The 24,570-nt window shown below is 73.4% G+C and carries 22 protein-coding genes; 15 read left to right on the top strand and 7 right to left on the bottom strand.

Annotation, left to right across the window (positions count from 1 at the left end):
- Window positions 1–28: 28 nt before the first annotated feature.
- On the top strand, window positions 29–1,150 hold the full coding sequence (locus AB0Q99_RS09775; RefSeq protein ID WP_363569867.1) for an MFS transporter: 1,122 nt from the start codon (window positions 29–31) through the stop codon (window positions 1,148–1,150).
- Between the two features lie 111 nt (window positions 1,151–1,261).
- Here AB0Q99_RS09775 and AB0Q99_RS09780 read toward each other — a convergent pair whose 3' ends face one another.
- Together AB0Q99_RS09780 and AB0Q99_RS09785 are read right to left on the bottom strand one after the other, a co-directional pair.
- Entirely contained in the window at window positions 1,262–1,804 is a 543-nt protein-coding gene (locus AB0Q99_RS09780; protein WP_363569869.1) for a HEAT repeat domain-containing protein, read from the bottom strand.
- 147 nt (window positions 1,805–1,951) lie between these two features.
- Entirely contained in the window at window positions 1,952–2,731 is a 780-nt protein-coding gene (locus AB0Q99_RS09785) for a VOC family protein (protein ID WP_363569871.1), read from the bottom strand.
- Between the two features lie 160 nt (window positions 2,732–2,891).
- Here AB0Q99_RS09785 and AB0Q99_RS09790 point away from each other — a divergent pair, with 160 nt between their 5' ends.
- Window positions 2,892–4,070, top strand: a complete 1,179-nt coding sequence (locus AB0Q99_RS09790; RefSeq protein WP_363569873.1) for a GyrI-like domain-containing protein — start codon at window positions 2,892–2,894, stop codon at window positions 4,068–4,070.
- Window positions 4,071–4,153: 83 nt separating this feature from the next.
- Here AB0Q99_RS09790 and AB0Q99_RS09795 read toward each other — a convergent pair whose 3' ends face one another.
- Entirely contained in the window at window positions 4,154–4,918 is a 765-nt protein-coding gene (locus AB0Q99_RS09795; RefSeq protein WP_363569874.1) for an anti-sigma factor antagonist, read from the bottom strand.
- Between the two features lie 453 nt (window positions 4,919–5,371).
- Between AB0Q99_RS09795 and AB0Q99_RS09800 the strand changes: the two genes are divergently transcribed.
- Window positions 5,372–6,274, top strand: a complete 903-nt coding sequence (locus AB0Q99_RS09800; RefSeq protein WP_363569876.1) for a hypothetical protein — start codon at window positions 5,372–5,374, stop codon at window positions 6,272–6,274.
- A 134-nt stretch (window positions 6,275–6,408) separates the two neighbouring features.
- Window positions 6,409–9,942: a DNA polymerase III subunit alpha gene (gene dnaE / locus AB0Q99_RS09805; protein ID WP_363569878.1), complete on the top strand. Its 3,534-nt coding sequence runs from the start codon at window positions 6,409–6,411 to the stop codon at window positions 9,940–9,942.
- 116 nt (window positions 9,943–10,058) lie between these two features.
- On the opposite strand, the gene AB0Q99_RS09810 is transcribed toward dnaE, so the two are convergent.
- Window positions 10,059–10,946, bottom strand: a complete 888-nt coding sequence (locus AB0Q99_RS09810) for a LysR family transcriptional regulator (protein WP_363569880.1) — start codon at window positions 10,944–10,946, stop codon at window positions 10,059–10,061.
- Window positions 10,947–11,017: 71 nt separating this feature from the next.
- Here AB0Q99_RS09810 and AB0Q99_RS09815 point away from each other — a divergent pair, with 71 nt between their 5' ends.
- The 6 genes from AB0Q99_RS09815 (at window position 11,018) to AB0Q99_RS09840 (ending at window position 17,540) form a co-directional block, all read left to right on the top strand.
- Entirely contained in the window at window positions 11,018–11,908 is an 891-nt protein-coding gene (locus tag AB0Q99_RS09815; RefSeq protein WP_363570049.1) for a dihydrodipicolinate synthase family protein, read from the top strand.
- Window positions 11,909–12,043: 135 nt separating this feature from the next.
- Window positions 12,044–13,072, top strand: a complete 1,029-nt coding sequence (locus tag AB0Q99_RS09820) for an aspartate-semialdehyde dehydrogenase (RefSeq protein ID WP_363569882.1) — start codon at window positions 12,044–12,046, stop codon at window positions 13,070–13,072.
- 354 nt (window positions 13,073–13,426) lie between these two features.
- The gene (locus AB0Q99_RS09825; RefSeq protein ID WP_363569884.1) at window positions 13,427–14,791 is read left to right on the top strand and encodes an NYN domain-containing protein; all 1,365 of its coding nucleotides are present in this window, start codon (window positions 13,427–13,429) and stop codon (window positions 14,789–14,791) included.
- Window positions 14,792–14,970: 179 nt separating this feature from the next.
- Entirely contained in the window at window positions 14,971–15,918 is a 948-nt protein-coding gene (locus AB0Q99_RS09830) for an ABC transporter ATP-binding protein (protein WP_363570051.1), read from the top strand.
- Window positions 15,915–16,724, top strand: a complete 810-nt coding sequence (locus tag AB0Q99_RS09835; RefSeq protein ID WP_363569886.1) for an ABC transporter permease — start codon at window positions 15,915–15,917, stop codon at window positions 16,722–16,724. Before AB0Q99_RS09830 ends, AB0Q99_RS09835 begins: the two co-directional genes overlap by 4 nt.
- Before the next feature lie 54 nt (window positions 16,725–16,778).
- A complete protein-coding gene (locus AB0Q99_RS09840; protein ID WP_363569888.1) occupies window positions 16,779–17,540 on the top strand; it encodes a hypothetical protein in 762 nt (253 codons plus the stop codon).
- Between the two features lie 133 nt (window positions 17,541–17,673).
- Here the strand turns inward: AB0Q99_RS09840 and ybaK are convergent, their stop codons facing one another.
- The 3 genes from ybaK to AB0Q99_RS09855 all read right to left on the bottom strand — a co-directional run bounded on the left by ybaK (window position 17,674) and on the right by AB0Q99_RS09855 (window position 20,598).
- A complete protein-coding gene (ybaK, locus tag AB0Q99_RS09845; protein WP_363569890.1) occupies window positions 17,674–18,168 on the bottom strand; it encodes a Cys-tRNA(Pro) deacylase in 495 nt (164 codons plus the stop codon).
- Window positions 18,169–18,187: 19 nt separating this feature from the next.
- Entirely contained in the window at window positions 18,188–18,916 is a 729-nt protein-coding gene (locus AB0Q99_RS09850; RefSeq protein WP_363569891.1) for an LON peptidase substrate-binding domain-containing protein, read from the bottom strand.
- Between the two features lie 101 nt (window positions 18,917–19,017).
- Window positions 19,018–20,598 (bottom strand): oxidoreductase, encoded by a 1,581-nt coding sequence (locus AB0Q99_RS09855; protein ID WP_363569893.1) that lies wholly within the window; start codon window positions 20,596–20,598, stop codon window positions 19,018–19,020.
- 90 nt (window positions 20,599–20,688) lie between these two features.
- On the opposite strand from AB0Q99_RS09855, the gene hisD reads away from it, so the two are divergent.
- The 5 genes from hisD (at window position 20,689) to hisH (ending at window position 24,569) form a co-directional block, all read left to right on the top strand.
- A complete protein-coding gene (hisD, locus tag AB0Q99_RS09860; protein ID WP_363569895.1) occupies window positions 20,689–22,023 on the top strand; it encodes a histidinol dehydrogenase in 1,335 nt (444 codons plus the stop codon).
- Window positions 22,020–23,120 (top strand): histidinol-phosphate transaminase, encoded by a 1,101-nt coding sequence (locus AB0Q99_RS09865; RefSeq protein ID WP_363569897.1) that lies wholly within the window; start codon window positions 22,020–22,022, stop codon window positions 23,118–23,120. The genes hisD and AB0Q99_RS09865 overlap by 4 nt, the downstream gene beginning before the upstream one ends.
- Before the next feature lie 5 nt (window positions 23,121–23,125).
- Window positions 23,126–23,719: an imidazoleglycerol-phosphate dehydratase HisB gene (gene hisB / locus AB0Q99_RS09870; RefSeq protein ID WP_363569898.1), complete on the top strand. Its 594-nt coding sequence runs from the start codon at window positions 23,126–23,128 to the stop codon at window positions 23,717–23,719.
- Window positions 23,716–23,868 carry a hypothetical protein gene (locus tag AB0Q99_RS09875; protein WP_363569900.1) on the top strand — a complete coding sequence of 51 codons (153 nt, stop codon included), beginning with the start codon at window positions 23,716–23,718 and terminating at the stop codon, window positions 23,866–23,868. The genes hisB and AB0Q99_RS09875 overlap by 4 nt, the downstream gene beginning before the upstream one ends.
- Window positions 23,869–23,933: 65 nt before the next feature.
- Window positions 23,934–24,569 (top strand): imidazole glycerol phosphate synthase subunit HisH, encoded by a 636-nt coding sequence (gene hisH / locus AB0Q99_RS09880; RefSeq protein WP_363569902.1) that lies wholly within the window; start codon window positions 23,934–23,936, stop codon window positions 24,567–24,569.
- Window position 24,570: the final 1 nt, after the last annotated feature.

Raw genomic sequence — 24,570 nt, forward strand, 5'->3', positions numbered from 1 at the left:
ACCGGAGGCCGCGCCGGAGGGGCCGGTGATGGTTCGGTCGGCGGCGGTGTCGGCGTTCGGCGTCTTCCTCGTCCTGGGCGTGCTCACCGCCTCGCTCGGCGCCTCGCTCCCCTTCCTGCGGGAGCGGTTCGGCGCGGAGCACGAGGTCGGGCGGGTGGTCTCCGCGTACAACCTCGGCGCGCTCGCGGCCACCGTCGGCATCGGGCTGCTCGGGCGGCGGCTGAACGTCCGGGCGGCTCCGCCCGTCCTGCTCGCGGTCTTCGCGGCGGGCGCGGCCGGGATGGCGGCCAGCCCCGGCTGGACCGCCTACCTCGGCTGCGCGGCCGTCACCGGCATCGGGTACGGCGGGCTGGCGCTCACCCTCAACACCGCGTTCGCGCGCGGGTTCGCCGGGAACAGCGTGGTGATGGTCAACCGGCTGAACGCGGTCTTCGGGATCGGCGCGATGCTGGGCCCGCTGGCCGCGGGGGCCGTCGGGCACACCGACATCCGGCTGCTGGCCCTGGCGGCGGCGGTGTGCGCGCTGCCGTGTTTCCTGGTCGGACGGGCCGGGGCGGTGCTCGCGGCCGCACCGGCGAAGGCCGACGCGGGCCCACGGGACGGCCGACGCGCGCGGATCGGGCTGGAGCTGCTCCCGTTCCTGCTGGTGGGCCTGGTGTACGCGGGCATGGAGACCAGCATCGGCACCTGGCAGTCGACCCAGCTGGTCCGCGACGGCTGGAGCACCCAGGCCGCCACGACGGCGGCCGCGGGGTTCTGGGCCGGGATGGCCGTCGGGCGCCTGGTCGTCCCGCAGTTGACCAGGCGGATTCCGGGCCGGACCACCCTGCCGGCCTACCTGGCGGCCGGGCTCGGCGCGTTGGCGCTGGCGGCCGTGCCGCACCTCGCGGTGGTCGCCTACCCGCTGGCCGGGCTGGCGCTGGCGCCGGTGCTGCCGACGCTGATCGCCTGGGTCTCCGGCGTGGCGGAGGTGCCGCAGCAGGCGACCTCCGTGCTCACCCTCTGCTGCATGCTCGGCAACGCCGTCGTGCCGGCGGTGGTCGGGGCGCTCGGCGGGTCGGGCGGGGCGACGGTGATCCCGCTGGTGCTGGCCGGGGCGTGCCTGCTCTGCCTCGGGCTCGCGGTGTGGCTGCGGGCCGCTCGGCGGTAGGCAGGCGCTGCGGTCGCGGCGCGGTCGGGTTCGTTGGTGCGCGGGTGCGCAGGAAGTCGGACGGGCCGACTTCCTGCGCACGGCCGTGGGCGCGGGCGAGGGGCGTGGGGCTCAGCCGAGCGCCGAGCGGGCGGTGCGGCGGTGGATCGGGCCTCCCGGGGCGTACCACCCGGACTTCTTGCGGACCGCCGGGCTCGGGTCCCCGGCGCGGGAGGCCTCCAGGGCGGCGCGGGCCCGGTGATCGGTGTGGACGAACTTGCCGACCAGTTCGGCGGCCCGCATGCGGACCTGCGGGTCGGGGTCGTCCGCCAGGTGCCGCAGGCCGGGATCGAGCACCCGGTCCGCGCCCGGGGCGCAGGTGTCGCCCTTGCACCGGTCGCAGGCCAGGGCGTGGAAGGCGGCGATCCGCACGCGGGCGTCGGGGTCGTCGGCCATGGCGACGAGCCGGTCCATCGAGTCGGTGTCGACCAGGTGGTCGAGGAGGCGGCAGCAGCCCTCCCGGACCGCCGGGTCGGGGTGGGAGAGGCCCGCGCGGATGGCGTCGAGCGCGTCCGCCGCGCGGTGCAGCAGCTCACGGTAGGCCGCCACGGTGCGTTGTGGGTCGCCCAGGCAGGAGACCAGGGCTTCGTCGTCGGTCCGGGTGAATCCGAGCATGGGGTGAGTGTCCGGCCGAACGGGCCCCGGGGCAAAGGGATTTGTGAGACGCGTCAGGGTCGCGGGCGCCGCTGCGGAGGCCGGGGCCGGAACGGGACCGCCCGCCCGGAGGGTCCGGGCGGGCGGGCTCGTGGGTGGTCCGGGGGGTTACATCGGGACGGGCTTGATGATGGCGAAGGGGGCGCCCTGGGGGTCGGCGACGACGGCCATCCGGCCGGCCACCATGTCGAAGGCCGGGGCGAGGACGGTGCCGTTGCGCTTGACCAGGGCGTCCACGGTGGAGTCGACGTCGTCGACGGCGAAGTAGGTCAGCCAGTGCGCCGGGGTGCCGGGCGGGTCGTTGGCGAGGAGGGTGGCGCCGCCGACCGCCCGGCCGCCGATGCGCAGTTCCCAGTAGGAGTCCGCGCCCTCCATGGGCTCGATCTCGATGCCGAACGCCTCGCCGTAGAAGGCGGTGGCGGCCGGGATGTCGCTGGTGTGCAGCTCGTTCCAGGTCAGCGCGCCGGCCTCGTTGACCACCTGGGCGCCGGAGAACTCGCCGGGCTGCCAGACGCCGAACACCGCGCCCTGCGGGTCGGCGGCGATCAGCATCCGGCCGAGGGGGCCGACGTCCGCGACCGGGACGATCAGGGTGCCGCCGGCGGCGACGATCGCGTCCTGGGTGGCCTGGGCGTCGGTGGTGGCCAGGTAGCTGTTCCAGACGGTGGGCGGCTCGGGCATCCCCTCGGGGGCCATCGCCGGGCCGATGCCGGCCACGGCCCGGCCGTTGAGCTCGCAGACCGCGTAACCGCCGAACTCGGCGGGGCCGGGCAGGCCCTGCCAGCCGAGGAGGTCGCGGTAGAAGTCCAGTGCGGCCTGCTGGTCCTTCGCCATCAGGTCGACCCAGCAGGGGGTGCCGGTCGGGTAGGGAGTGGTGACCTCGGGCATTGTGACCCTTTCCGGTGGGGTTTGCTGCCGGTCACGATTTCGTCGCGGACGGTGATTCGCCACTCGACACGCCGCCGTGGCGGTGGGCCGCCGCCGAGCGGCCGCGGGGCGTGGAGGGCGGGCGTGATGCGGGTTGCTATTCTAGCGCTAGGATAATGACATGGACTCAGGGCTGACCGCTGCCGAACTGACGCTGCTGGGGCTCCTCGTGGAGCAGCCCCGGCACGGGTACGAGCTGGAGAGGGTGATCGCCGAGCGCGGGATGCGGGAGTGGACGGAGATCGGGTTCAGCTCGATCTACTACCTGCTCACCAAGCTCCGGCAGCGCGGACTGATCGACCGGACCGCGGAATCGCCGGCCGGGGGCGGCAAGGCGCGCAAGGTGTACGCGGCGACGCCGGAGGGGCGCGCCGCGTGCGCGGCGGCCGCCGTCGAAGCGATCGCGGAACCGCATCCGCTCTTCCCGCGCGTGCTGGTGGGGCTGGCCAACCAGCCGGCCGTCGAGCACGAGGAACTGCTCGCCGCCCTCGACCGGCGGTCGCGGGCGCTGGCCGACCGCGCCGAAGAGGTGCGCCGGGCGGCGGAGGCTTCGGACGGCCCTGGGTTCGTGCGCGCGATCTTCGACTACAGCATGGGCCAACTGGCAGCCGAGCAGGCCTGGTTGGCCAGTTACCGGGCGTCGCTCGACGGCGCCCGCCGACCGGGGAGGAGCACGGCAGTGGCACCGTACGACGTGAAGCGGGAGCGGAAGGAGTTCTACGCTCCCAGGAACACCGCGTGGAACCTGGTGGACGTGCCCGAGCAGCAGTTCATCGGGGTCGACGGCCACGGGAACCCGAACACCGCACCCGCGTACGCGGCCGCGGTCGAGGCGCTCTACTCGGTGGCGTACACCCTGAAGTTCGCGAGCAAGGGGACGGGCGGAGGCGACTTCGTCGTCGGCCCGCTGGAGGGCCTGTGGTGGTCGGACCGGCCGGAGGTCTTCACCACGCGGGAGAAGGACGCCTGGAACTGGACCATGCTCATCAGCCTGCCCGAGTGGATCACGCCGGAGGCGATCGAGGAGGCGAAGCGGACGGCGCTGGCGAAGAAGAAGCTTCCGACGGTGGGGGAGGTGCGGCGGCTGGTCCTGGCGGAGGGGTTGAGCGCGCAGGTGCTGCACGTCGGCCCGTACGACGACGAGGCGCCGGTGCTGGAGGAACTGCATGGGGTCTTCCTGGAGGCGAACGGGCTGCGGCTCTCGGGCCTGCACCACGAGGTCTACCTCGGTGATCCGCGGAGGACGGCGCCCGAGAAGCTGAAAACGGTGGTGCGCCAGCCGGTCGAGCGGATCGGCTGACGGCGGCTGCGAAGGGCCTGAACGGGAAGTCGGACGGGCCGACTTCTCGCGCAGGCCCTTCCCGTGCGGGGCGCGCCGTGAGGTCACGTGAAGCTGGCGAGTGCCTCCTTCTCGGTGTCGTAGACCTCGAAGTGGGTGAGCAGCTTGGTGATCATCATGAGGTCCTGGACCTGCTTGGAGGCGTTGAGGAGTTTGAGCCGGCCGTTCCGCTTCTCGGTGGTGGTGTGGCAGGCGAGCAGTTCGCCGATGCCGGCGCTGTCGGCGTACGTCACTTCGGAGAGGTCGAGCAGGAGGTTGCGGCGGCCGGAGTCGAGCGCGCGGGCGACGGCCTCGCGCAGGGTCACGTTGCCTTCGCCGATCGTGATCCTGCCCTTCAGGTCGATGACGGTGACATCGCCTACTTCGCGCTCGGAGACGGAGAGGGCTGGCATGGGGGTGTCCTTCCTGAGGTGTTTCACCAGGACGACGTCGCATCCTGAGGGCGGGCCGCTACGCCGGGTGACGTGGAGGCCGTCGACGCAGTGCTCGATGAGCGTCAGCCCCCGGCCCGAGGGGGTGAGGTTCAGGGCCCCGGTCGGCTGGGGTCCGGGGGTGAAGCCCGGCCCTTCGTCGCTGACGGTCACGGTGAGTCGGGTGGCGTCGTGGCGGGCGGACAGGCGGACCTGCTTGTCCGGCGAGAAGCGGTTGCCGTGGATCACGGCGTTCGCCACGGCCTCGTGAACGGCCAGGCCGAGCCGGTCGCGGCCGTCCTCGTCCAGGCCGAGTTCGTCGGCCAGGCGGCAGACGAACTCCTCGGCGGCCGCGATGCTGGCCAGGACGGACGGCAACTGCAGGACGCCGTACTCCAAGGCACTGCCTCCACTTCTCGCCCGGCTGCCCTCGGCTCCCGATGGCGGAGCAGCCAGGGGCACAGACTGGCAGCGGCCGGTCGGGGCGGACACGATGTTGCTCCGGGCGCGGCGTGTCGTAGGCCTGACCGGCCCTGGAGGGATGGGGAGTTGGACCCGTGCGCGGGCGGGGAGCACGGCCGGTGAGGGCGGTGCCGACGCTGATGACGTGGAGGCAGGAGCCGGCGGCGGCATGGCGGCTGTCGGTCCTTCCGTGTGCGGCGGAGTGCATGACAGATGTATGGGGCGGGCGGGGCAAGGGAGTTGGGGTCGGGTGGTGTTCACCCGATCGGACTACGGCTGCGCCCCCGCGCCGGGGCGGGCGCCTGACCGCCTCGCCTGCCCCGGCCGGCCAGGGCGGCCCCCGTCGGCCCCCGCCGCCCCCGCGCCGGGGGCTGCGGCACGATGGACCCCATGCCACCCCAGAGAGACGACCGCTACGCACCGCCGGCCACCCTCCCCGGCCTCCTGCAACGCGGGCGCGGGCAGGGCGCGCTGCTCGCCGCCGAGGACCCGGCTTCGGCCGCCGCCCTGGTCCACGGCTGCATCCGCTGGGAGTGGCGCTGGGACCCCCAGGTCGACGACCGGTCCCGCTACCTCGCCCGGCTGATCCGGGACCTGCAGCTGCCGATCGGTCCGGTGGTGGACCTCCTGGCCGGGGACGAGGACACCCGCGACCGGGCCACCGGCGTCCTGGAACTGCTGGTGCTCGCCGGCTCGGCGGAAGCCCGGCAGGCGCTCCCGGAGTTCCGCCCGGAACGGAACGCGCCGACCACCCGCAGCCCCTCGAAGCCGGAGGACCATCCGGCCTCGGCACCGGCGTGCCCCGGCCGGACGGGCCTCGCGGTCCTGGCCGCGCACGGGGGCGAGAGCGACGTGCCGGCCCTGGTCGCCGCCCTGGAGCGGCAGTGGGTGGACACGTCCTGGTGCGGCCCCGGCACGCTCGCGCGCGGCCTGGCCCGGTTCGGGCCCGCGGCCGTCGGCGCGGCCTCGCTGCTGCGCCGCTTCTGGCTCTACACCCCGCACTCCCACGAGCGCCCCGCCTACCTGGAGGCGCTGGCCGCGATCGGGGCTCCGGGCACCGCGGAGGCGTTCGCCGAGTCGCTGTGGGACTGCGAGGCGGGCGCCCGCCTGCTCGGCGTCGGGAGTGCCCCCGACCGGCCGTCCGTGCGGCGCAGGCTCGCCGACCTCCGCGACGACCCGCTGGAGGAACCCGAGGTCCGCGAAGCCGCCGCGGCGCGACTCGCCGGGCCGGACCGGGGCGCCTCGTCCGGCCGAGCGGCAAAGCCGTTCGAGGGAGCTAGAGTGGACGCGTGAACGTGTGAGTGATGGTCCGGACCCCGCGAGGTGATCCGGGCCACATCCATTTCCAGGGCGTTTTCCCGTCCTCCCTGTGACCCGCGCGTTCGCCGGCCCACCAGACCAGCACCAGAGCCTCCGGAGGCCCCGCCTTGAGCGACCAGCCGTTCGCGCATCTGCACGTCCACACCGAGTACTCGATGCTGGACGGTGCCGCCCGGCTGAAGCAGATGTTCAAGGAGGTGGAGCGCCTCGGTCAGACCCACGTCGCGATGACCGACCACGGCAACATGTACGGTGCCGCCGAGTTCCACAAGCAGGCCACCGCCGCCGGCATCACCCCCGTCATCGGCATCGAGGCGTACGTCGCCCCCGAGTCCCGCTCCAACACCAAGCGCATCCTGTGGGGCCAGCCGCACCAGAAGCGGGACGACGTCTCCGCGTCCGGCGCGTACACCCACAAGACCATCTGGGCCCGGAACAAGGAGGGCCTGCACAACCTCTTCAAGCTGACCTCGCGCTCCTACGCCGAGGGCTGGCTCGTGAAGTGGCCCCGGATGGACAAGGAGCTGATCTCCGACCTGGCCGGCGGCCTGATGGCCACCACCGGCTGCCCCTCCGGCGAGGTGCAGACCCGCCTGCGCCTCGGCCAGTTCGACGAGGCCGTCAAGTCCGCCGCCGACTACCAGGACATCTTCGGCAAGGAGAACTACTTCCTGGAGCTGATGGACCACGGCCTCGACATCGAGAAGCGGGTCCGCGACGGGCTGCTGGAGATCAGCAAGAAGCTGAACATCCCTCCGGTCGTCACCAACGACTCGCACTACACCACCGAGGCCGACGCCGGCGCGCACGACCTGCTGCTCTGCGTCCAGACCGGCAAGAACCTCTCCGACCCGGACCGCTTCCGCTTCGACGGCACCGGCTACTACATCAAGTCCGCCGCCGAGATGTACGCGCTGGACTCCTCGGACGCCTGGCAGGAGGGCTGCCGCAACAGCCAGCTCCTCGTCGCCTCCCGCGTCGACACCGAGGGCATGTTCACGTTCAAGAACCTCATGCCCCGCTTCCCGATCCCGGAGGGCTTCGAGTCCGAGGCGGACTTCTTCAAGTCCAAGGTCTGGGAGGGCATGGACTGGCGCTTCCCGGACGGGTACGACGAGGAGCACAAGAAGCTCGCCGAGTACGAGATGGACACCATCATCCAGATGGGGTTCCCGGCGTACTTCCTCGTGGTCGCAGACTTCATCATGTGGGCCAAGAGCCAGGGCATCGCGGTGGGCCCCGGCCGTGGCTCGGCGGCCGGTTCGCTGGTCGCGTACGCGATGGGCATCACCGACCTCGACCCCATCCCGCACGGCCTGATCTTCGAGCGCTTCCTCAACCCCGAGCGCATCTCCATGCCCGATGTCGACATCGACTTCGACGAGCGCCGGCGCGGCGACGTGATCCGCTACGTGACCGAGAAGTGGGGATCCGACAAGGTCGCCATGATCGTCACGTACGGCACCATCAAGGCGAAGGCCGCCATCAAGGACTCCTCGCGAGTCCTCGGCTACCCCTACGCGATGGGCGACCGGATCACCAAGGCGATGCCGCCGGACGTCATGGGCAAGGGCATCCCGCTGTCCGGCATCACCGACCCCAGCCACCCGCGCTACGGCGAGGCCGGCGAGATCCGCGGCCTCTACGAGACCGACCCGGACGTCAGGAAGGTCATCGACACCGCGCGCGGCATCGAGGGCCTGATCCGCCAGCCCGGCGTGCACGCCGCCGGCGTCATCATGTCCGCCGAGCCGCTGACCGACCACATCCCGGTCTGGACCCGGCACACCGACGGCGTCACCATCACGCAGTTCGACTACCCGACTTGCGAAGGCCTCGGCCTCCTCAAGATGGACTTCCTCGGCCTGCGCAACCTGACGATCATGGACGACGCCGTCAAGGCGATCGAGAAGAACAAGGGCGAGAAGATCGAGCTGCTCAAGCTGCCGCTCGACGACAAGCCGACCTACGAACTCCTCGCCCGCGGTGACACCCTCGGCGTCTTCCAGCTCGACGGCGGCCCCATGCGCTCGCTGCTGCGCCTGATGAAGCCCGACAACTTCGAGGACATCTCGGCCGTACTGGCGCTGTACCGGCCGGGCCCTATGGGCGTCAACTCCCACACCAACTACGCCCTGCGCAAGAACGGCCAGCAGGAGATCACCCCGATCCACCCGGAGCTGGAGAAGCCCCTGGAGGAGGTGCTCCGGCCGACGTACGGCCTGATCGTCTACCAGGAGCAGGTGCAGAAGGCCGCGCAGATCCTCGCCGGCTACTCGCTCGGCCAGGCCGACCTGCTGCGCCGCGCGATGGGCAAGAAGAAGAAGGAGATCCTGGAGGCGGAGTTCGTCCCCTTCCAGAAGGGCTGCCGCGAGCGCGGCTACTCCGACGCGGCCATCCAGGCGGTGTGGGACGTCCTCGTCCCCTTCTCCGGCTACGCGTTCAACAAGGCGCACACCGCCGGCTACGGGCTGGTCTCGTACTGGACCGCCTACCTCAAGGCCAACTACCCGGCCGAGTACATGTCCGGCCTGCTCACGTCCGTCAAGGACGACAAGGACAAGTCGGCGGTCTACCTCAACGAGTGCCGCAAGATGGGCATCAACGTCCTTCCGCCGGACGTCAACGAGTCGGACTCGGACTTCACCCCGCACGGTGACGACACCGTTCGGTTCGGCCTCACCGCCATCCGCAACGTCGGCGGGCCGGTGGTCGAGTCGATGATCCGGACCCGGAAGACCAAGGGGAAGTTCTCCTCCTTCCCCGACTTCCTGGACAAGGTGGAGTCGGTGGTCTGCAACAAGCGGACCGTCGAATCGCTGATCAAGGCCGGCGCCTTCGACTCGCTCGGCCACACCCGCAAGGGCCTCAGCGCCCAGTTCGAGCCGATGATCGACAACGTCGTCGGCGTGAAGCGGAAGGAGGCCGAGGGGCAGTTCGACCTGTTCGGCGGCGACGCCGAGGCGGACGAACCGAGCTTCGGGCTCGACGTGGTCTTCTCCGAGGAGGAGTGGGAGAAGTCCTTCCTGCTCACCCAGGAGCGGGAGATGCTCGGCCTGTACGTCTCCTCGCACCCGCTGCACGGCATCGAGCACGTCCTCGCCGACAAGTCCGACTGCGCGGTCGCCGACCTCGCGGAACGGCCGGACGGGACGATCGTCACCATCGGCGGCATCATCTCGGGCCTCCAGCGGAAGATGACCAAGCAGGGCAACGCCTGGGCCATCGCCACCGTCGAGGACCTGGCCGGCTCGATCGACTGCATGTTCTTCCCGGCCAGCTACCAGCTGGTGTCCTCGCAACTGGTCGAGGACGCCGTGGTGTTCGTGCGGGGCAAGCTCGACAAGCGGGAGGACGTGCCGCGGCTGATGGGGATGGAGCTGTCCGTCCCCGACCTGTCGAACGCGCACGCCGAGGCGCCGATCACCATCAACATCCCGAGCGGGAAGGTCACGCCGCCGCTGATCGCCCGGCTCAGCGAGGTGCTGACCCACCACAAGGGCACGACCGAGGTGCGGGTGCGGCTGGAGGGGCGCAACAAGACGACCGTGCTGCGGCTGGACCGGCACCGGGTGAAGTCGGACCCGGCGCTGTTCGGGGACCTGAAGCAGTTGCTCGGGCCGAGCTGTCTGGCGGTGTGAGGCGGGCGACTGCCGATGCCCGAGTGCGGGGGTGACCTTCCGCCGCGCGCAGTTCCCCGTGCCCCTCCCGGGCGCGGGGAACTTCCGTTCGGGGGAGGAAGGGAGCGGGGCGGGGGTCAGGAGCCGCTGCCGAGGCCCGGGGGGACGGCGGTGTGGAGGGCGGAGACGAAGGCGGAGATGGCCGGGTGGGAGCCGGCGCCGGCGCGGAACGCGGCGCGGGTGCGGCGGTACATCGGGAGGCGGGTGAGGACGACGCCGGGCGGGGGCTGGGCGGCGCCGAGGTGGGGGACGAGGGCGACGCCCTGGCCGGCGGCGACCAGGGCGAGGACGGTGGTGAAGTCGTCGATCTGGTGGCGGATCCGCGGGGCGAAGCCCGCGGACTCGCAGGCGCGGACGGCCATGGTGTGGCAGAGGGTGCCGGGCGGGGACATGATCCACGGCGCGCCGCGCTGTTCGGCGATCGTGCCCGGGGTGCGGGCGGCCAGGTACATGGGCTCGGTGAAGACCGGGCGGGTCGCCGCGAGGCCGGGCTCCGGGTCGGCCGGGACGAGGTCGTACTCGTGCACCAGGGCCACGTCCAGTTCGCCCGCGCGCAGGGCCGCGCCGACGGCCACCGGGTCGACCTCGGTCACCATCGGCTCCAGCCCCGGGTGCCAGGCGGCCAGTTCGGCGAGCACCGCGGGGATGATCGCGCGGGCCGCCGAGGGGTAGGTGCCGATCCGCAGTGGACCGGCCAACCCCCGCCTGGCGTGGGCGAGTTCGGCGCCCGCTTGCTCCAGCAGGGCGAGCACCGACTCGGCGTGCCGGACCAGGTTGCGCCCGGCCGGGGTGAGGGTGACCCGCCGGCCGGTGCGCTCCAGCAGCGGGACGCCCGCCTCCTTCTCCAGTACGGACAGCTGCTGGGACACCGCCGAAGGGCTGAAGGACAGCGCCTCGGCGACGGCCGCGATGGTGCCGAGGTGGGCGAGTTCGCGCAGCAGGCGCAGGCGTCGGACGTCGAGCATCGGCTCAGCTTACGAGAAGCGTCGGAAATGTGAACTGGACCTGCGGTGACGGCGGCCGCAGGATCGTGGGCATGGAACTCAAGGGCATCCACGTCCCTCTCGTCACCCCCTTCGCCGCCGACGGTTCGGTCGCCCTGGACGCGCTGGAGAAGCTCGCGCACGAGCTGCTCGACGCCGGTGCGGCCGGGCTGGTCGCGCTCGGCACCACCGGCGAGCCGGCCGCGCTGACCGCCGCGGAGCGGGACGCCGTGGTGGACATCGCCGCGGCCGCCTGCGCCGCGCGCGGGGCGCGGCTGATCGTCGGCGCGCACGGCGGGGACACCCGGGCGACCGCCGAGTCGCTGGCCGCGCTCGGTGCGCGGGTGCCGCAGGCGGCGGCCGCGCTGGTCACCGTCCCGTCGTTCGTCCGGCCGGGCGAGGCGGGGACGGTCGCGCACTTCCGGGCGCTGGCCGTGAGCAGCCCGCTGCCGCTGGTCGTCTACCACATCCCCTACCGCACCGGGCAGCAGCTGTCGGCCGCCGCGCTGCGCGAACTCGCCGCGATCGACGGCGTGGTGGGCGTGAAGTACGCGACCGGCGGGCTGGACCAGACGGCCGCCGAACTGCTCGCGGACACCCCGGAGGGGTTCGCGTTCCTCACCGGGGAGGACGCCTTCCTGGCGCCGATGCTGGCGCTCGGCGCGGCCGGGGGCATCCTCGCCTCCGCGCACCTGGCCACCGGCCGGTTCGTGGAGCTGGCGCAGGCCTGGGAGGCCGGGGACGTCGAGCGGGCGCGGGCGCTCGGGCACCGGCTGACCGGGCTGGCGGTGGCCGCCTTCGCGGCGCCGAACCCGGCGGTCACCAAGGGCGTGCTGCACGCCCTGGGGCGGATCCCGACCCCGGACGTGCGGCTGCCGCTGCTGCCGGCCGGGGCGGCCGAGGTGGACGCCGCGCTGGCGCTGGTGAATGGTCTGGACCACTAGGGTCCGTCGGGAGGTCTGCCCCGGGCGCGTCCGGGGCCCTCTCACACCGTGGAATACCAGGTCGCCCAGCCCGCGTGACAAGGCATGATGGGCAGAGTGCGGCTGTGAACAGCACCATTCAGAGGAGTAGTCGGAATGAAGATCGGCATTGTCGGTGCCACCGGCCAGGTCGGCGGCGTGGTCCGCGAGATCCTGGCGGAGCGCAACTTCCCGGTGGAGCAGCTGCGGCTGTTCGCCTCGGCCCGCTCGGCCGGGCGCACCCTGCCCTGGCAGGGCACCGAGGTCACCGTCGAGGACGCGGCCACGGCCGACTACACGGGCCTGGACATCGTGATCTTCTCGGCCGGCGGCTCCACCTCCAAGGCCCTCGCCCCCAAGGCCGCCGCAGCCGGTGCCGTCGTCATCGACAACTCCTCCGCCTGGCGCCGCGACCCCGAGGTCCCGCTGGTCGTCTCCGAGGTCAACCCCGAGGCCATCGCGGACCGCCCCAAGGGCATCATCGCCAACCCGAACTGCACCACCATGGCCGCCATGCCCGTGCTGCGCCCGCTGCACGAGGAGGCCGGCCTGGCCGCCCTGGTCGTCTCCACCTACCAGGCCGTCTCCGGCAGCGGTGTCGCCGGCGTCGCCGAGCTGCACGGCCAGGCCGTCCAGGTCATCGACGGCGCCGCCGCGCTCGCCCACGACGGCACCGCGGTCGAGTTCCCCGAGCCCAAGGTCTACAAGCGCCCGATCGCCTTCAACGTGCTGCCGCTGGCCGGCTCCATCGTCGAGGACGGCTCCAACGAGACCGACGAGGAGCAGAAGCTCCGCCACGAGAGCCGCAAGATCCTCGGCATCCCCGCACTGAAGGTCGCCGGCACCTGCGTGCGCGTCCCGGTCTTCTCCGGCCACTCGCTGCAGATCAACGCCCGCTTCGAGCGCCCGATCAGCCCCGAGCGCGCCGTCGAGCTGCTCGCCGGCGCCCCCGGCGTCGAGCTGTCCGACATCCCCACCCCGCTGCAGGCCGCGGGCCGGGACCCCAGCTACGTCGGGCGCATCCGGGCGGACGAGACGGTGGAGAACGGCCTGTCGCTGTTCGTCTCGAACGACAACCTGCGCAAGGGCGCCGCGCTCAACGCCGTCCAGCTGGCCGAGCTGGTCGCCGCCGAGCTCAAGGGCTGATCCCCCGGGATCCCCGGGCCGGACTCCACGGCCCCAGGCCTGCCGTCAAGGCCCACGGGCCGGACTCCACGGCCCACCGGCCCGCTCGCGGGCCGGCGACACCGCTGCGTGACCTCGGGCGGGCTCCGTCGTTGAACGGGGCCCGCCTTCGCGTTCGCCACGTTCCGCCGGGGCGGCTGTTGCGGTACCGGGACATCCGGCAAGGTTCGGCAGACGAACCCCGGGTAAAAGGTGACCCAACGCTCGGGCGACGACGGGGGCCCCTCACCTCGGCACGCCCGGACGGAGGGCGGACCGCCCACCCCGAACGATCCACCCGACCGATGTCCGAGGGCGAGCGAAAAGAGGTGCGCGATGGACCGCTGTGTCGTCCTGGTGGACGCCGGATACCTGCTGGGCGCCGCCGCCAGCCTGCTCGCGGGGGATCCCTCCCGGTCCAAGGTCACCGTGGACCACACGGCCCTGATCGCCGCGCTGCGCGAGCGCGCCGAAGCCGAGACCGGGCTGCCGCTGCTGCGCATCTACTGGTTCGACGCCGCCCCCGACCGGCGCCCGATGCCCGAGCACCGGCGGCTGCGCGTCCTGCCCCGGGTCACCGTCCGGCTCGGCGCGCTCACCCGGGCCGAGGGGCGCTGGGTGCAGAAGGGCGTCGACGCCGCGATGCACGCCGAGCTCTCCGAACTCGCCCGCAACCGGGCCTGCGCCGACGTCGTGCTGATCACCGGGGACGGCGACCTGCTGCCCGGCATGATGACCGCCAAGGAGCACGGCGTCGCCGTCCACCTGTGGGCACTGCAGGCCGCCGACGGTGACTTCAACCAGTCCGAGGACCTGGTCGGCGAGGCGGACGAGCGCCGGGTGCTGGACCGGGAGTGGATCGAGGCCTCGTTCTCGCTGCGGGACAGCGCCAGCCTCTTCCCGGCGCCCGGGGCCCGGCAGGAGATCGCCAAGATCCTCGCCGCCCCACCGGCCGCTCCGCCGGCCGCCCTGCCCGGCGTGGTGCCGCCGGTGGTCCGCCCGGCGGCCGCTGCCGCGGGGGGCGCCGCCGCCCCCGCCGCCAACGGGCGGCCGCAGCCGGCCGCGGCCGCGCTCAAGGTCGTCCCGACCCCCAAGGACCTGGCCGGGCGGGCCCCCGCCGTCACGCCGATCACCCCGGTGGCGAGCGGGCACGCGGCGAACGGGCACGGGACGGTCGGGCACGCGGCCAACGGGCACGGCGCGAACGGGCACGCGGCGAGCGGACACGGTGCTGCGAACGGACACGGTGCGAACGGGCACGGCGCCGCCGCCCAGACCGGGCCGGTGCTGCGGTGGTCCTCCGACCGGGGCTGGGTCGACCGGCCCGCCCCGGAACCCGCCGCCACCGCCGGCGACAGCCTGCCCACGCTCGCCCAGCTCACCACCTCCGAACAGCGCTGGGCCGACCGCGAGGAGGACATCACCACCATCGGCGGCGACGCCCACGAGGTCGGGCAGGTCTTCGCCCGCCGCTGGAGCGACCGGGTCGGGGACGCCGAACGGCTCACCGTGCTGTGGCCCGACTACCCGCGCATCCCGCACCGCGTCGACGGCGAACTGCTCCGCTACGCCGCCCGCTTCGGACTGCTCGCGCACAAGGACGACCAGATCGACGAGCACGACCGCTACGCCATCCGGGCCGGATTCTGGAAGGAGCTGGCCGCGCGGGTGCCGGGCGGGTCGATGGTCGTCGACGACTGAGACGGGCCCGGGCAGGCGCCCGGCAGCCGGTCCGCACGCGTTCGGCAGGCGGCCCGGGACGGTCGGGGTTTCCGGTGATCAGGCCCCCTTGTCCGGTTCGCCCGCATGAGCGCGTAGAGTCTTCGGTCGTGACTGAGACGGCCGGGCGAGCACCCGAGGAAACCCCGCCGTGCATCGCCGTGCGCGACCTGGTCAGGACCTACCGCAGCGGGCGCGGCACGGCCGCCACCGAGGTCCGGGCCAACGACGGCATCAGCCTCACCGTCCGGCAGGGCGAGATCTTCGGGCTGCTCGGGCCCAACGGCGCCGGCAAGTCGACGCTGGTCCGCCAGCTCACCGGGCTGCTGCGCCCCGACTCCGGATCGATCGAACTCCTCGGCCACGACATCGTCCGCCACCCCGAGCGGGCCGCCCGGCTGCTCGGGTACCTCGGGCAGGAATCCACCGCGCTGGACGAGCTGACCGTCGCGCTCGCCGCCGAGACCACCGGACGCCTGCGCGGGCTCGGCCGGGCGCAGGCCCGGAGCGCCGCCGCGGACGTCCTGGACGAGCTCGGGCTGACGGCCATCGCCGCGCGGCCGCTCGCCAAGCTGTCCGGCGGGCAGCGGCGGCTCGCCTGCTTCGCGGCCGCCCTGGTGGGGGAGCGGCCGCTGCTGGTCCTCGACGAGCCGACCACCGGCATGGACCCCGTCGCCCGGCGGGCCGTGTGGCGCGCCGTCGACCGGCGGCGCGCCGAGCACGGCACGACCGTTCTGCTGGTCACCCACAACGTGATCGAGGCGGAGACCGTCCTCGACCGGGTCGCCGTGGTGGACGACGGCCGGGTGATCGCCTGCGACACGCCCGGCGGGCTCAAGGCGCTCGTGGACGGCGACGTCCGGCTCGACCTGGTCTGGCGCGACGAGGCGCCGCTCGGCGTCCCCGCCGTCGCCGCGCTGAGCGAACGGGCCGAGCGCACCGGGCGCCGCTGGACCGTCCGGACCACGCCCGAGCAGGCCCGCGAACTGGTCGCCGCCGTCACCACCGGCCCGGCCTTCGCCGCGCTCGACGACTTCACCCTCGCCACCACGAGCCTTGAGGACGCCTACCTCAAGCTGGGCGGCCGCCACGGAGGACTCGCCAAGTGACCCTGCTCTCGGCGCCGCCCCGGACCGACCGGACCACGGCCGGACCCGCCCCGCTCGCCCCCGCGGCCCGGCTGCTGCCGGCCCTCGCCGCCGTGTACCGGGCGCAGCTCGCCCGGGCGCGGGTCGCGCGGATCCCGCTGCTGTTCGTCGCGACCTTCCAGTCCGTCGGCATCCTGGTGATGATGCGGGGCGTCGTGGAGGCCGGGCAGTCCTCGGCGGCGCGGTCGGTGGTCGCCGGGTCGAGCGTGCTGGTGGTGGCGTTCGTCGCGCTGAACCTGCTCGCCCAGTACTTCGGGAAGCTGCGGGCCACCGGCGGCCTCGACCACTACGCGACGCTGCCGGTGCCGGCCGCCTCGGTGGTGCTGGGGACGGCCGCCGCGTACGCCTCGTTCACGCTGCCCGGGACGGTCGCCACGGCGGCCGTCGGGGCCGTCATGTTCGGGCTGCCGCTCGGACAGCTCTGGGTGCTGCTGGCGGTCGTCCCGCTGGCCGGGGCCGCGCTGTCCGGGCTGGGGGCGGCCTGCGGGCTGCTGGCACCCCGGCAGGAGATCGCGACCATGCTCGGGCAGCTCGGGATGTCCGCGGCGCTGCTGCTCGGCGTGCTGCCGGTCGACCACCTGCCGCAGCCGGTGCTGTGGCTGCGGGACCTGCTGCCCTCGACGTACGGGGTGGAGGCCTTCGCGCGGACCTTCGCGCCGGACCCGGACTGGGCGATGGTGCTCGTGGACCTGGGGGTGTGCGCCGGGGTGGGCGTGCTGTCGCTGGGCGTGGCCACCTGGGCGTACCGGCGGGCCGTCGCGCGGTAGGGGCCGCCCGGGTGGTGGGGCCGTTCCGGGGGTCGTCGTGAAACGATGGGGCCTGTGACCGTACCGAACACACCTCCGGATCCCGCCCACACCGAAGTGCGGGCGGTGCCGGACGACGCCGTGCCCGGCACCGCGCCCGACCAGTACGCACACGACCCGTACGCGCCCGCGCAGGAGGAGTCCGTCGAGTCCGACGGGCCGGGGACCTCGTTGGTGCAGCGGCTGCTGCCGGAGGTGCGGATCGGGGCCGGGGTCGTCGTCACCTGCGTGGTCGTCGGGCTGGTGATGGCCGCGCTGTGGGCGTGGCTGGCGCCGAAGGTGCCGCTGGTGGTGGACGGGGACCGGATCCTCTACCTGGACCCCGAGGGCGAGCAGCGGGCCGGGGCGGACGCGCTGTTCGCGATCATCGGCCTGGGCGCCGGGATCCTGACCGCGCTGGGCGCCTTCCTGGTGACCCGGCGGCGCGGCGGCGGCATCGCGGTCGCGGTGGGGCTGGCCGTCGGCGGGCTGCTCGGATCGCTGGGGGCCTGGCGGATCGGCCGGTGGCTCGGGCCGAGCGGCGACCTCATCGGGGAGGCCCGACGGGTCGGCAACGGCGGGCACTTCGACGCGGGCATCGACCTCGGGGCGATGGGGGCGCTGCTGGTGTGGCCGATGGCGGCGATGGTGGTGCTGCTCGCGCTGTCGGCGGCGTTCGGCAAGCGGGAGGAGGACCCGCCGCCGTACTGGGCGCCTGCGGCGCAGGCTCCGGCGGGGCCTCCGGCGGGGCCTCCGGCCGGGCCGGGTGCGGGGTCGGAGGACGGCGGCGGGCGCTGACCGTTGTCGGGTGTGGGGCGGGGGGCTTCCGGTGCGCGCGGTTCCTCGGGCCCCTGAGGTGGATGCTTTCGGATGAGGCTGTGCGGCCTCGGGCGGGCGTTTCCGGGGTGGGGTGGCTCGGGGGGCTGGTCGGTCAGCGGGCGATGGGGGCGGTGACGGCCTGGGTGAGGGTGATCAGGTCGGCCGGGGCGAGTTCCACTTCCAGGCCCCGGCGGCCCGCCGAGACGTAGACGGTGGGGTGGTCGAGGGCGCTCGCGTCGATGACGGTGCGCAGTGGGCGGCGCTGGCCCAGGGGGGAGATGCCGCCGCGGACGTAGCCGCTGCTGCGCTCGGCGGCGGCCGGGTCGGCCATGGCGGCGCGCTTGCCGCCGACGGCCGAGGCGAGGGCCTTGAGGTCGAGCAGGCCGGCGACCGGGACGACGCCGACGGTGAGGGTGCCGTCCACGTCGGCCACCAGGGTCTTGAAGACGCGCTCGGCGGCCACGCCGAGGACCTCGGCCGCCTCGCCGCCGTAGGAGGCCGCGGCCGGGTCGTGGTCGTAGGCGTGCACGGTGAACGGCACGGCGGCGGATTCCAGGGCGACGGTGGCCGGGGTGCCCTGGCCGCCCTTCTTGGTCTTCTTGGCCATGCGGGCCCGGGCTCCTCGGTCAGTTGGGGCTGAAGGACTGGCGGGTGAGGTCGACGGCGGGCAGCGAGGGCAGCCAGGTCAGGACGGCGGTCTCGCGGCGCAGCAGGTCGAGCTCGGTGCGCAGGCGCTGGGCCGTGTCCGGGCAGGCCAGCAGTTGCTGCTTGACCGGGGTCTCGAACACCGAGGCGGCGGCGACCAGGTAGGAGAGCACCTGCGGGTCGTCGGGGAGGTCCTGGCGGCCGACGGTGCTGGCCTCGCGGGCGCCGGCGAGGCGCTTCTGGTAGACCCGGAACGCCCGCTCGACCTCGGCGGCCAGGGCGCCGGAGCCCTCGCCGGGGCGCTCCTCGATCGGCTCGATCTCGCCGGTCAGGTACGGACCGGTGACGTCCACCGGGCCGAGCCGGAACCGGGTGGTGCCGGTGACCAGGAGCTCGTAGCGGCCGTCCGGCTGGTGCTGGGCGGAGGCGACGTCGGCGACGCAGCCGACCGGGAAGACCGCCTCCAGCGGGTCCCCGGTGACGGTGCCGAGGCCGTCGAGCGGCCCGGCCGGGCCCTCCTCGGCGCGGACCGGGGCGACCTCGCGGCCGTCCTTGATCGCGAGCACGCCGAAGCGCCGGGGGGCGTCCTCGGGCTGGTCGAGCAGATCGGCGACGAGACGGCGGTAACGCTCCTCGAAGACGTTCAGGGGCAGCACCAGGCCCGGGTAGAGCACGGTGTTCAGCGGGAAGAGCGGAAGCCGTTCTGTCACGGCGGACAGCGTAGTTCCCCGAACGGGTCGCTTGTCGCGCGGTCGAGGTGCCCGGCCGCGGCGGGGCGTCCGGGTGGCGCCGGCCACGACGGTCGTGGTAGTCAGCCGCGCTGGAGCATCCGGGTGGCGCCGGCGACGACCGTCGAGGCGAGCAGCCAGCCGATGACCACCAGGGCGGCGGAGATCCACTGGGCGAGGCCGCCCGGGTTCCAGCCGCCCTGGTTGAGGTCCACGATCGGCAGCAGCTGGTTGAGGGTGTAGAGCACCGGGTTCCAGTGCGGGCGCTCGTCGGCCTTGAGCGGTTCCAGCGGGTGGGTGGCGAACCAGAGGCTGCCGAGGACCCAGGCGAGCAGCAGCCACAGGCCCGCCCGGCCGGGGCGGTAGCCGTAGCCGACGGTGACGTCCTGGACCGCGCCCCAGACCCGGGAGGGCAACGGCAGGGTCCGCCGGCGGCGGCGCTGCTTGGCGTACAGCACCTCGCGGGCGTCGTCGTCGGCGCCGTCGCGGCGCAGGGCGGCGGCCAGCTGCTCGTAGGACTCCGGCTGGAAGTCGACCGAGGAGCCCTCCAGCCAGGCGATCCGCTCGTGCAGCGGGAAGGGCCGGTTCGGGCGCAGGTTCTCGTAGACGAAGCCGGTGAGGCCCAGGTGCTTGCCGAGCGGCCAGGCGTCCGGCGCGTCGACCAGGTTGCCGACCCGGGCGCGGGAGAGCGAGACGGTGCCGGTGGGGCGGAACCTGCAGGTGAAGCGGAGTTCGGGGGTGTGGATGCGGCGCAGCGAGAGCTCGTCGTCGTCCCCCAGGCGGAACTCGCCGGAGATCAGGCAGGCGCCGTCGAAGCGGCTGTCGGACAGCCGCACCCGGCCGAACGCGCGGAACGGGGTCACCGGGCCGTCGGGCGGCGGGTTCTCGCCGTAGCCGGAGCCGTAGTAGCCGCGGGAGCCGGCCCAGCCGCGGTCGGCGGAGCCGGTGAGGTAGAGGGTGTGGCCGACGGTGACCCGGACGGCGTTGAGGCACGTCCGGTTGTGGTCCCGGTCGGCGCGCAGCTGGGCGCCGCGGAGCGAGAGCCGGCCGCCTATCCGGGCCGTCCGTATGCTCAACTCGCCCTCGGTCTCCAGGCGTTCGGCCTCGAAGTCCTGGTTGACGGTGATCCCGTCGGCGGAGACGGCGCGGCCGAAGCGGTCGCCGCCGACGACGGTCTGGTTGAGCAGCAGGTCGGTGCCGATCCGGGCGTCGGTCAGCCGGAGGCCCTCGGGGAGGCGGCAGCGGGCCAGGTGGAGGTCGCCGGTGGTGGAGAGCCGGGAGGCCTCCAGGCGGGGGATCAGGCAGGTCACGAAGCGCAGCGTGGACGCCGCCGCCTCGGAGATGAGGACCTTGTGCTCGAAGCGGCAACCCTGGAGCTCGACGTAGTCGCCGATGGCGCCGCCGGCCAGGTCGAGCGCGCCGGTGACCAGCACGCCGCTGACGCGCAGCGAGGCGACCCGCCCCGGGGCGGGCGCCGGGCCGGCCAGCAGCAGGTGGGCGACCACCTCGGCGCGGACGGTGCGCCCGGGGCCCCAGACGGCGTCGCCGAAGGGGTCGTCGGTGTCGGCTTCGCCACTGCGGAGGTCCAGCACCTCCCCCTGGCGGTAGGCGTTCCAGAGCTCCCGCTCGGTATCGGTCCAGTCGTCCGGAGCGCGCTCCGCCATGGTTTCCCCCGTCCCCCGGTCGTCTCGCCTTTCGTATCACGGACTGAAATGCGGGACCAGCGCTTCCGGCCACTCCTTACACTGGGTGGCGTGATCTCTCGAATCGACCTCCGCGGCTCGCTGGACGACCCGCGTGACCTGCTGCCCCGTGCCGAGTTCGACGTCGCGGCCGCCCTGGAGAAGGTGCGCCCGATCGCCGAGGACGTGCACCATCGCGGGGTCGCGGCGCTGATCGAGATCACCGAGCGCTTCGACGGCGTCCGCCTGGAGTCCACCCGGGTGCCGGCCGAGCAGCTGACCGAGGCCCTGGAGACGCTCGACCCGAAGGTGCGCGCCGCGCTGGAGGAGTCGATCCGCCGGGCCCGCGCTGTGCACGCCGACCAGCGCCGCACCGGACACACCACCCAGGTGGTGCCGGGCGGCACGGTCACCCAGCGCTGGGTGCCGGTCGAGCGGGTCGGCCTGTACGTGCCGGGCGGGCTGGCGGTCTACCCGTCCTCCGTGGTGATGAACGTGGTGCCGGCCCAGGAGGCGGGCGTCCCGGGCATCGCCGTCACCTCCCCGCCGCAGCGGGCGTTCGGCGGCCGCGTCCACCCGACCATCCTGGCCGCCTGCGCGCTGCTCGGCGTGGACGAGGTCTACTCCGTCGGCGGGGCCCAGGCCGTCGCGATGTTCGCCCTCGGCACCGAGGAGTGCGAGCCGGTCACCATGGTCACCGGCCCGGGCAACATCTACGTGGCCGCCGCCAAGCGCTACTTCGCCGGCCGGATCGGCATCGACTCCGAGGCCGGCCCGACCGAGATCGCCGTCCTCGCCGACGACAGCGCGCTGCCCTCCGACGTCGCCGCCGACCTGATCAGCCAGGCCGAGCACGGCCCGACCTCCGGCTCGGTGCTGGTCACCGACTCCCCGGCGCTGGCCGACGCGGTCGAGGCCGAACTCGCCGTCCAGGTCGCCGGGACCAAGCACAGCGAGCGGGTCGCCGAGGCGCTCGGCGGCAAGCAGTCCGGCATCATCCTGGTCGACGACCTGACCCAGGGCCTCGCCGTGGTCAACGCCTACGCGGCCGAGCACCTGGAGATCCAGACCCGCGACCCGCACGCGGTGGCGGCCCGGGTCGTCAACGCGGGCGCGATCTTCATCGGCCGCTGGACCCCGGTCTCGCTGGGCGACTACGCGGCCGGCTCCAACCACGTGCTGCCCACCGGCGGCTGCGCCTGCCACTCCTCCGGACTCTCGGTGCAGACCTTCCTGCGCGGCATCCAGGTCGTCGAGTACGACCGGGACGCGCTCGCGGACGTCGCCGCGCACGTGGTCAACCTGGCGAACGCCGAGGACCTGCCCGGGCACGGGGACGCGATCAAGGCGCGTTTCGTGGGAGACGAACAGATCTGGCAGAGCGAGTGGACGGTGCCGGGCGCGTGACGACCATCGACGACCTCCCCATCCGGGACGAGCTGCGCGGCCAGTCCCCGTACGGCGCACCGCAGTTGGACGTCCCCGTCCAGCTGAACACCAACGAGAACCCGTACCGGCTCCCCGAGGAGCTGGTGGCCCGGATCGCCGAGCGGGTCGCCGAGGCCGCCCGCACCCTCAACCGCTACCCCGACCGGGACGCGGTCGAGCTGCGCGAGGGCCTGGCCGCCTACCTGACCCGCACCACCGGCTTCCCGGTCGCGCGCGAGCAGGTGTGGGCCGCCAACGGCTCCAACGAGGTGCTCCAGCAGCTGCTGCAGACCTTCGGCGGCCCCGGCCGCAGCGCGCTCGGCTTCGAGCCCTCGTACTCGATGCACGCGCTGATCTCCCGGGGCACCGGCACCGACTGGATCTCCGGCCCGCGCAACGACGACTTCACCATCGACGTCGACGCCGCCCTCGCCGCGATCGCCGAGCACCGGCCGAACGTCCTCTTCGTCTGCTCGCCGAACAACCCCACCGGCACCGCCGTCGGGGCCGACACCGTGCTGCGGCTGTACGACGCCGCCCAGGCCGCCCGGCCCAGCCTGGTCGTCGTCGACGAGGCGTACGTCGAGTTCTCGCACGGCTCCTCGCTGCTGCCGCTGATCGAGGGCCGCCCCAACCTCGTGGTCAGCCGCACCATGTCCAAGGCCTTCGGCGCGGCCGGGCTGCGGCTGGGCTACCTGGCCGCCGACCGGGCGGTGGTCGACGCCGTCCAGCTGGTCCGCCTGCCGTACCACCTGTCCGCCGTCACCCAGGCCACCGCGCTGGCCTGCCTGGAGCACACCGACACCCTGCTCGGGTACGTCGGCCGGCTCAAGGAGGAGCGCGACCGGCTGGTCGACGCGCTGCGCGGGATGGGCCTCGAAGTGACCGACTCGGACGCCAACTTCGTCCAGTTCGGCCGCTTCGCCGACACCCACGCCGTCTGGCAGGCCATCCTCGACCAGGGCGTCCTGGTCCGCGACAACGGCGTGCCCGGGTGGCTGCGCGTCACCGCCGGCACGCCCGCCGAGAACGACGCCTTCCTGGACGCCGTCCGTAGAGCCACCAAGGAGCTGTAACCCGTATGTCCCGCATCGGACGCGTCGAGCGCACCACCAAGGAGACCTCCGTCCTGGTCGAGATCGACCTCGACGGCACCGGCAAGACCGACATCTCGACGGGCGTCGGGTTCTACGACCACATGCTCGACCAGCTCGGCCGGCACGGTCTGTTCGACCTCACCGTCAAGACCGACGGCGACCTGCACATCGACACCCACCACACCATCGAGGACACCGCCCTCGCGCTCGGCGCCGCCTTCCGGCAGGCGCTCGGCGACAAGGTCGGCATCTACCGCTTCGGCAACTGCACGGTGCCGCTCGACGAGTCGCTCGCCCAGGTCACCGTCGACCTCTCCGGCCGGCCGTACCTGGTGCACACCGAGCCCGAGCGCATGGCGCCGATGATCGGCAGCTACGACACCACCATGACCCGGCACATCCTGGAGTCCTTCGTGGCCCAGGCGCAGATCGCCCTGCACGTCCACGTGCCGTACGGGCGCAACGCCCACCACATCGTGGAGTGCCAGTTCAAGGCGCTGGCCCGGGCGCTGCGCTACGCCGCCGAGCGCGACCCGCGCGCGGCCGGCATCCTCCCCTCGACCAAGGGTGCGCTGTGAACAACACCGCGATGATCCTCATCTTCGTCGGCCTCTTCCTGGCCGGCGGGGTGATCTCCTTCTGGAAGCAGAAGCAGTCGAAGGGCGTCATCCTGGTGCTGGTCTTCGGTGCCGTGATGTGCCTGGCCTCCGGCCTCATGCGCCTGTAGACCCCGCCCGGGCCTCATGCGCCTGTGGACCCCGCCCCGCCGTAAAGAGACTGGACACCTGAACAATGGGCAAGAACGTCGTCGTCCTCGACTACGGCTCCGGCAACCTCCGCTCCGCGCAGCGCGCGCTGGAGCGGACCGGGGCGAACGTCACGGTCAGCTCCGACTACGACACCGCGATGGCCGCGGACGGCCTGCTCGTCCCCGGCGTGGGCGCCTTCGAGGCCTGCATGCGCGGGCTGAAGTCGGTCCGCGGGGACTGGATCATCGGCCGCCGGCTCGCCGGGGGCCGCCCGGTCATGGGCATCTGCGTCGGCATGCAGATCCTCTTCGAGAAGGGGGTCGAGCACGGCGTGGAGACGGCCGGCTGCGACGAGTGGCCGGGCACCGTCGAACCGCTGGAGGCCCCGGTCGTCCCGCACATGGGCTGGAACACCGTGGACGTGCCCGAGGGCAGCCGGATGTTCGCCGGCCTCGACCCCGAGACCCGCTTCTACTTCGTGCACTCCTACGGGGTGCGGCACTGGGAACTGGAGGCCCACAGCGCGCGGATCAACCCGCCGCTGGTCACCTGGGCCACGCACGGGCAGCCGTTCGTCGCGGCCGTCGAGAACGGCCCGCTGTGGGCCACCCAGTTCCACCCCGAGAAGTCCGGCGACGCCGGCGCCGCCCTGCTGACCAACTGGGTCAACACCCTCTGAC

Origin of the sequence: Kitasatospora sp. NPDC086791 (genome assembly GCF_040685975.1) — a bacterium.
Classification (GTDB): domain Bacteria; phylum Actinomycetota; class Actinomycetes; order Streptomycetales; family Streptomycetaceae; genus Kitasatospora.